Source organism: Flavobacterium sp., assembly GCF_044368625.1.
Lineage (GTDB): Bacteria > Bacteroidota > Bacteroidia > Flavobacteriales > Flavobacteriaceae > Flavobacterium.
In genome coordinates this window covers 1-7,197 of record NZ_JBIPPD010000339.1, presented here as the reverse complement: position 1 = coordinate 7,197, position 7,197 = coordinate 1, and the positions used below count along the sequence as shown (strand labels likewise).

Genomic DNA, 7,197 nt, shown 5'->3' with positions numbered 1-7,197 from the left:
CGGCGGGCAAGATGATGTTTCAGATGCTGGCTGTGCTGGCCGAGTTCGAGCGCAACCTGGTTGCCGAGCGCACCACCAATGCCTTGCAGCACAAGAAGGCCACCGGGCAGAAGTACTGCAACCTGACGCCCTACGGGTTTGAGGCCGTCGAGGGCCGACTGGTCGAGGTGCAGCAGGAGGCGGCTGTGGTCGCTGAGATCCAGGCCGCACGCCAGCAGGGCCACACCCTCCAAGCCATTGCCAACAACCTGAACGGTCGTGGCATTCCCACCAAGACCGGCAAGCAGTGGGCACCGGCCACCATTCACTACCTGGTCAAGAGGACAAGTATTGGCGCTGCACTCTGAGCTGATCCGGCTGTTCGGAAAACACACATGGAAGCAGGCCGAGCGACTGCAACCGCACCAGGTCAACGCCTCCACCGTGCAAGTCGCGGCGGGGGCTTTGTTGTCTCTGAAAGGTCAACCGGCCAAGCAGATGGCGCTGGTCAAGACCATGGAGCCAAGCACCGCCGCAGCACTGTGTCGCTGGCTGGCAGACCCGGCTTTTTGGGGCGCGGTCGCTGAGGTCACCAGGCACTGACCAGGCCGCAGGAATTTAACGAACGGTCGATTGTTAAAAAAAGTTGATGAGCCAGACGCAACTCAATCCTTCTTCGGCCCGAACTTGTTTGATCGGTTGGAGTCGGGGTCCTTCTGCTTTTGCTTAGGCGCGAATGGCTTTTTGTCTGACTTTGATGATGACTTGGATTCGCTGCTCTTTGATGAGCCGCCGCCAAAGAACTTTCCAAAGATCGACATGACACCCCCCTCGGTTTGAAGATGGTCTGAGTATAGGAAGGGAGATAAGCATGGTTCTGCTCGTGAAGCCAAAAACGCCAACCGCATCAGTTGTGGTGAAGGACGGCACCTACCAGGCCGAGCTGACCGGCATCAGGCAGTTCGCCAACGCCTATGGTGAGCGCATCGGGTTTGAGTTCACCATCGAGGGCGGGCAGTTCGACGGCGTGAAGGTCATGCGCTCCACCGCTCCCCAGCTCACCCAGCAGAGCAAGCTGGCCGAGGTCTTGACTGGCCTGATGGGCCGAGAGCTGAAGCAGGCCGAGCTGGCGGGCGGCATCGACATTGAAGAGCTGATCGGCTCCAAGTGCCAGATCCTGGTGCTTCTGTCCAAGAGCAAGACCGGGGCGGTTTACTCCAATGTCGAGCGGGTTTTCAGCGCAGGCTGATCCTGTAACAGCAGAGGAATAACAGGCGGCTCAGGCCGCACCAGCAACCAAAAGGCCAACAGAGCCAAAAGGTCAGGGATGGCAAAAAAGACTCCAAACAACCTTCATGCAGACCGATATGAACAGCTCGCTGAATCATTCTTGCGCTACCTGGAAAAGTCTCTGCCAGGGTTTAAGCGGGAGTCACCAGGAACCCGCAGGGCACTGTGCAGGATGATCTTCGAGGCTCCCACCAGGTACAGGGCGCACTCTCACTATGAGGGTTATGCGTGGTTCCACTACAAGGAGCTGGAAGAGCGTTTTGGGCGCAGTCAGTTCAGCCGGATCAATGCCGAGCTGGGCCTGTTCGACGACCCTCAAGATTGGTCAAAGGTCGAGGGCCGCACCAAACCCTACATGCTGGCCGAGAAGGTGAGCACCTTGCGCGAGCGGTTCCTGGCAGGTTGTCATCGGCGCTCAACCAGGCTGATGACAGAGGACGGGAAGATCCTCCAAGCACCACCAGCAAGCGCCGTCGCCGCAAAGAACAAGGACGGGCAGACCAGGCGGGGGTTCAAGGACTTGCCGGTAACAACACTTGTGCCTGTCAATCTGGTGCAGCTCAAGAAGCTGATGGTGGACATCCAGGCGCGGCTGTACGCACAAGATGCCGGGATTCTTCAGGGTGAGATCTTCTCGGCTGTGCCCAATAAGAAGTTTCTCAAGGCGCTGTACCAGGAAGCCGCCATGCTGGTGACAAAGGCAAGGAATCGGAATTGGCCCGGCTATGTCCTGCATAGATACACCGAGCACACGAGTGGACGCCTTTACGCCGATGGTTCGGCCAACCTTCAAAACTGCTATCGGGCAGTCAGAGAGGCGGCGATGGCGGGTCTGTATGACATCGACATCGAGAACTGCCATTACTCCATCTTGGCGCAGATGGCGGCACAGCACGGCTATCAGTGCTCCGATGTCTTGCGCTACCTGGATGACAAGGATGGGGTGCGTGGCGGCTTGATGCGCGAGTTCGGCGTCAGCAAGCAGCAGGCCAAGAGCGCATTGATCGCCCTGATCTACGGGGCAAGGTTTTCACACCGAGCCAAGGATGCCCTGCCCAAGATCTTGGGGGGCGACACCAGGCTGGCGGCAAGGATCTACGAACACCCGCAATTCAGGGCGCTCCGGGATGACATCAGCGGGGCAAGGCGTGCCGTGCTGGCGGCGCAACCAGTCACCAGGCGCACCATCAAGAACTGCCGAGGGCTGACCATCAGCATGGACGATTCAGATGAGCGGCAACAGCTCGCCCATCTTCTTCAAGGTGTTGAGGCTGCTGCGCTGGAAGCCGCCTACCGGCAATACCCCAAGGAGATCGTGCTCCTTCAGCATGACGGGTTCACCGCCACCAGGCCGCTGGACACGGCTCGCATCGAAGCCGCCATGTTGGAGGCCACAGGCTACCGTCTGAAAGTCGAGCAGAAGGTCATCCAGATCAACCTTGGACAAGCCTTTGACGACCACCCGGCAGACCTAAAAAACCAAAACGAAATCGGCAGCAAACCCAATGCTGGCGCGGGTTTCAACCAATCCAATGCAAGCTAGAAGTGCTGTGTCTGTTGCCGTTCCCTGCCTTCCTGTCTGGTCTCCCTGCCTACGCCACTTCCGGACAGCGGGCGGCTCCCTTCGGACGACGATTCGGCTGGAAAAAGCATGGTGGGCCGCCATCGACACCCTCGCAGAGAAAAACGGCCAGGACTGGCAGCAGTGGGCCACCGACATCCTCAAGACCAAGCCCGAGCAAGTCGGGGTCGCGGGCTGGCTCAGGTTGTCCGTGCTGGCAGCAAGCGGCGGCACGGGGATGGGGGGCGCGGGGGGAAGTCTCCCGAGCCATCGAGAGTAGGCGCGAGTAGATCTATCAGGAGCTGATCAATGGCTGAGAACGACAGAAAGCAGGCGTCAACCAAGACCAAGAAGGCGGGCGTCAACCAGGCCTCCACCATGACAAAGGAAGCGCGGTTGAAGGCGCTGGGGTCGATGACCACTTCAGGCACCGGCAATGCATCCATGGTCATGGAGCCTTTCCAGAAGAACATGCTTGGCCAGGAAGTGGGCCTCACCATGATCTTGGAGTCGCTGAACGAGCGGGTCGAGAAGATCAACGCGGGCGACTTGAGCATGGTCGAGTCGATGCTCTTCTCGCAGGCCAGCGCACTGCAAACCATGTTCGCCAGCCTCGCCAGGCGCGGGTCTGCGCAGGAGTACCTGAAGCAGTACCAGACCTACATGGGCCTGGCCTTGAAGGCTCAGGCGCAGAGCCGCGCCACCCTGGAAGCCCTGATCGAGCTGAAGCAGCCGCGCCAGCAGCCCACCTTCGTCAAGCAGGCCAACATCGCAGCGGGCCATCAGCAGGTCAACAATACATATGCGACTACGCAATCACATACTGGCATAGGCTCGCACGCGGCAAATTCTCAGACTGAGCCAAACAAACTATTGGAGGCACGCCATGGCGAACGGCTGGACTTTGGAGCGCAGGGCCAAGCAGGCCGAGCTGATCAAGACCTGGAGGCCGTGGGAGCGGTCAACCGGCCCTGTCAGCCGTGAAGGCCGCGCCAAGGTCGCCAGGAATGCCTGGAAGGGCGGGCACCGCCAGCAGCTCCGAGAACTATTCAGCCAGGTCAATGCAGAGATCCGGGCGGCGAAGAGCCTCTTGAAAAACTATCGGCAAGTATCGGGAGGCTGGCAGGGGTAGGGGGCGCATCACTCTCTGGAGCGGACGCGTTTTCCAGACCGACAGCTTCCTCATTCGCGGAACGAATCGCCCCTGGAACGATATTCAGCAAATGGCTGCCTCCATGGGAGTGGTGCAAGCAACAGGGCAAGCACTAGCCGCATACCAGCATACCTATGCGATGATGCAGCCGCCGAGAAGCCAACAGAGCAATATGGCCAAGCCCCCCGTCATCACCAAGTCCGTCGACAACCTGATCAATCAGGCGCTGGCCATCGAGGCCGAGAGCGCACAGGACGCGGGTGCTTTGGGCTTCATGGCCAGGGCGATGGTGCAGGCCACCCTTCCTCACAGGAAGGTCGAGGGCAACGAGTTCGAGCGCAGGAATGGCGCTTTCACCCTCAACATGGTTGCCCCCTCCAAGATCGGTTTGCCCTACGGCTCTATCCCTCGCCTTCTCCTGGCATGGGTCACCACTGAAGCAGTCAAGACGAAGAACCGCGAGCTAGAGCTGGGTGATTCGATGTCGGCATTCATGGCCGAGCTGGGCCTGTCTCCAACAGGGGGCGCTAATGGCAGCATCACCCGGCTCAAGAACCAGACCAGGCGGCTTTTCTCTTCGACCGTATCAGCCACCTATGAGGACGGCGAACAGGTCGCAGATATTGGCTACCGCTTGGCCGACAGGTCGCTGCTGTGGTGGCACGCCAAGGAGCCGGAGCAGGCGGGCCTATGGAAGTCGTCGGTCACGCTCTCCATGCCCTTCTTCACAGAGATCATCGACCGGCCTGTGCCCATAGACATGCGGGCCATCAGAGCACTCAAACAGTCCCCCATGGCGCTAGACATCTACACCTGGCTGACCTACAGGGTGTCTTATTTGAAGAAGCCAGCGGTCATTCCATGGGCATCGCTGGCGCTTCAGTTCGGCAGCAACTACGCACAGGTGCGCCAGTTCAAAGCGGCATTCATGGGTGAGCTAAAGAAGGTCGTCACGGTCTATGCGGGAGTCAGGGTTGAGGCCACTGAAATGGGTCTGATGGTCAAGCCTGCACCGCCTCACATTGCCAGGAAGGTGGACTAGCCCATATGGCAGCCCCGGACCTTCTGAGAACCCCGTGCTCTTGCCTTGGCAAGAATCCTGTGTGCTTCAAGTGCAATGGATGGGGCTACTTGGACAAGATTGGCCGCGGCGAGAGCCTTGAAGGCTTTGATCCTAGGCCTCGGTCTAGCAGACCACCAAAGGTTCTATTCCGATGCCCGCACTGCCCGAGCTCCACACCCTTCAAGACACCTGAGAAGCTAGCTGCACACATAGCCAAGAAGCATGTCTCGAAAGAGTGATGAGTTATCCACCGCCAGGCTGTGGATTGCCCATGTTGCCCACGCATAAATGGTGACGCTCCAGAGAGTTATCCACGCATAAACGGTGACACCAACACGCATAAATGGTGACGCCCCTATATAGAACCTGTATCACCAGTATCTAAAGAACCAGTAGTAGAAGCGGCTCAGTCCGTGGACAACCTTGCAGGTTGCCCACCGCCACCGCCGCGCTCACCACCAAGTTGAGAGACTGAAATGGCAAAGACACCAGAACAGCCGATCTATGACGCCCTTCCGATGACTCCAGAAGATGCAGACAAGCTGCGCAAACTGAAGCCATACACCGGTCCCCAACTGGTCAAGACTGCGGTTGGTTGGCGCGAGCCACCGACAACTGAAGAGCCCAAAGCAGATGACGAAGAGGGCAAATCGTGACCAAGATCATTGGCGTCATTCAGGTGAAGGGCGGCGCTGGACGATCCACTGTCTCCACCAACCTGGCGGGAGAACTGTCCAAGGTCGGCAAGACCGTGCTAATCGACTGCGACATGCCGCAGGGCACAAGCGCAAGCTGGTTTGCAGTTCGTGAGCAGGCCGGGAAGGCTGGCAGCCTGACATCAGACACAGCCAGCACACACCGCGAACTGGTCGCCAAGGTCGAGCAGCACCAGGACGCCGACTACATCGTGCTGGATGGCCCTCCACGCATTGCAGAGCTGACCAGAGCCATCCTTGTATTGGCTGACCTGTGTTTGATCCCTGTGGGCGCTTCTGCGGCAGAGATCTGGGCTACTGCTGACATCCTGACCCTGATCGAAGAAGCCAAGCAGGTGAAACCCATCAAGGCCAGGATGGTCTGGACACGCTATCGGTCATTCACCAAGCTGGCGCAAGAACTGTCAGATGCCGCTGAAAAGCAGCTTGGCCTGGAAGCCCTCAAGACATCCCTGGCCATGCGCGTGTCCTACACGGAAGCCTTGGGCAGCGGTCTGACCGGCGCAGAGATTCAAGACCAAAACGCCAAGATCGAAACCAGATACCTAGCCGCAGAAGTTATGTCATTGCTAAGGAAGAAGTCATGAGCAGACAACCAACCACCCTCTCCAAGCCAATGCCCCGCAGTAATGCCGAGGCCGCGCTGGCCTTCGCTGAGGCCAAGACACCCGCACCGCAGGCCAAGCCAACAGCGGCGTCAGAGAAGCGGGTTTTCTTTGCGCCTGAAGGCTACCGGCGGCTGACGATCAACCTGCCGGAAGAGCTGCACAAGAAGCTGCGCCTGGTGGCCATCGAGCGCGACTGCACCGCGACTGACATCGTGCTGGAGCTGCTGAAGCGAGAACTGGAAGGCGGCAAAGGCGGGCGCTGATCTAAGCAAGTCACAGGCGTAGCGCCTGGTTTTGCATATGTATGCAGCAATGCGACTATGTGATAGCATGTTATCCAGTTAAGAGGGGAACAGCTCCATGAAACAAGCCATCGGCTACATCCGAGTCAGCACCGAGCAGCAGGCCAGCGAAGGCGTCAGCCTGGAGGCGCAGCGGACCAAGATCGACGCCTGGTGCGCCACCAATGGCTACGAGCTGGTGCAGGTCTATGTCGATGCAGGCATCAGCGGCAAGCGCATGGACACCCGCAAGGAATTGCAGAAGGCGCTGGCGGCTCTGAAGAAGGATTCGGCGCTGGTCTGCTACTCCCTGTCTCGCCTGGCTCGCTCCACCAAGGATGCGCTGACCATTGGCGAGATCGTCGCCAAGAAGAAGGCCGACATGGTGAGCCTGTCCGAGCAAATCGACACCACCACGGCGGCGGGCAAGATGATGTTTCAGATGCTGGCTGTGCTGGCCGAGTTCGAGCGCAACCTGGTTGCCGAGCGCACCACCAATGCCTTGCAGCACAAGAAGGCCACCGGGCAGAAGTACTGCAACCTGAC

Annotated in this window: 11 protein-coding genes; all 11 read left to right on the top strand. The window is 59.1% G+C overall.

What is annotated here, in order from left to right; translation table 11 throughout:
- The coding region (locus ACIQ2X_RS15945) for a recombinase family protein (RefSeq protein ID WP_396179967.1) at positions 1–347 on the top strand (347 nt) is incomplete at its 5' end.
- Positions 331–582: a hypothetical protein gene (locus tag ACIQ2X_RS15940; RefSeq protein WP_396179965.1), complete on the top strand. Its 252-nt coding sequence runs from the start codon at positions 331–333 to the stop codon at positions 580–582. The genes ACIQ2X_RS15945 and ACIQ2X_RS15940, both read left to right, overlap by 17 nt.
- 268 nt (positions 583–850) lie before the next feature.
- Positions 851–1,228, top strand: coding sequence for a hypothetical protein (locus ACIQ2X_RS15935; RefSeq protein ID WP_396179964.1), 378 nt, complete (start codon positions 851–853; stop codon positions 1,226–1,228).
- Between the two features lie 78 nt (positions 1,229–1,306).
- Positions 1,307–2,812 carry a hypothetical protein gene (locus ACIQ2X_RS15930; RefSeq protein WP_396179963.1) on the top strand — a complete coding sequence of 502 codons (1,506 nt, stop codon included), beginning with the start codon at positions 1,307–1,309 and terminating at the stop codon, positions 2,810–2,812.
- Positions 2,775–3,110 (top strand): ribbon-helix-helix domain-containing protein, encoded by a 336-nt coding sequence (locus ACIQ2X_RS15925; protein WP_396179962.1) that lies wholly within the window; start codon positions 2,775–2,777, stop codon positions 3,108–3,110. Before ACIQ2X_RS15930 ends, ACIQ2X_RS15925 begins: the two co-directional genes overlap by 38 nt.
- Positions 3,111–3,139: 29 nt before the next feature.
- Positions 3,140–3,814, top strand: a complete 675-nt coding sequence (locus ACIQ2X_RS15920) for a hypothetical protein (protein WP_396179960.1) — start codon at positions 3,140–3,142, stop codon at positions 3,812–3,814.
- 239 nt (positions 3,815–4,053) lie between these two features.
- Entirely contained in the window at positions 4,054–5,025 is a 972-nt protein-coding gene (locus ACIQ2X_RS15915; protein ID WP_396179959.1) for a replication protein RepA, read from the top strand.
- 497 nt (positions 5,026–5,522) lie between these two features.
- Positions 5,523–5,702: a hypothetical protein gene (locus ACIQ2X_RS15910; protein WP_396179958.1), complete on the top strand. Its 180-nt coding sequence runs from the start codon at positions 5,523–5,525 to the stop codon at positions 5,700–5,702.
- Positions 5,699–6,349 carry an AAA family ATPase gene (locus ACIQ2X_RS15905; protein ID WP_396179957.1) on the top strand — a complete coding sequence of 217 codons (651 nt, stop codon included), beginning with the start codon at positions 5,699–5,701 and terminating at the stop codon, positions 6,347–6,349. Before ACIQ2X_RS15910 ends, ACIQ2X_RS15905 begins: the two co-directional genes overlap by 4 nt.
- Before the next feature lie 29 nt (positions 6,350–6,378).
- Positions 6,379–6,633: a hypothetical protein gene (locus tag ACIQ2X_RS15900; RefSeq protein ID WP_396179956.1), complete on the top strand. Its 255-nt coding sequence runs from the start codon at positions 6,379–6,381 to the stop codon at positions 6,631–6,633.
- A 97-nt stretch (positions 6,634–6,730) separates the two neighbouring features.
- A partial coding sequence (locus ACIQ2X_RS15895; RefSeq protein WP_396179955.1) for a recombinase family protein occupies positions 6,731–7,197 on the top strand: 467 nt, incomplete at its 3' end.

What these genes read in the sequence shown, in the direction of transcription:
- ACIQ2X_RS15935 (WP_396179964.1), top strand. Translation starts at nt 851, where the DNA reads ATGGTTCTGCTCGTGAAGCCAAAAACGCCAACCGCATCAGTTGTGGTG.
- ACIQ2X_RS15930 (WP_396179963.1), top strand. Translation starts at nt 1,307, where the DNA reads ATGGCAAAAAAGACTCCAAACAACCTTCATGCAGACCGATATGAACAG.
- ACIQ2X_RS15925 (WP_396179962.1), top strand. Translation starts at nt 2,775, where the DNA reads ATGCTGGCGCGGGTTTCAACCAATCCAATGCAAGCTAGAAGTGCTGTG.
- ACIQ2X_RS15920 (WP_396179960.1), top strand. Translation starts at nt 3,140, where the DNA reads ATGGCTGAGAACGACAGAAAGCAGGCGTCAACCAAGACCAAGAAGGCG.
- ACIQ2X_RS15915 (WP_396179959.1), top strand. Translation starts at nt 4,054, where the DNA reads ATGGCTGCCTCCATGGGAGTGGTGCAAGCAACAGGGCAAGCACTAGCC.
- ACIQ2X_RS15910 (WP_396179958.1), top strand. Translation starts at nt 5,523, where the DNA reads ATGGCAAAGACACCAGAACAGCCGATCTATGACGCCCTTCCGATGACT.
- ACIQ2X_RS15900 (WP_396179956.1), top strand. Translation starts at nt 6,379, where the DNA reads ATGCCCCGCAGTAATGCCGAGGCCGCGCTGGCCTTCGCTGAGGCCAAG.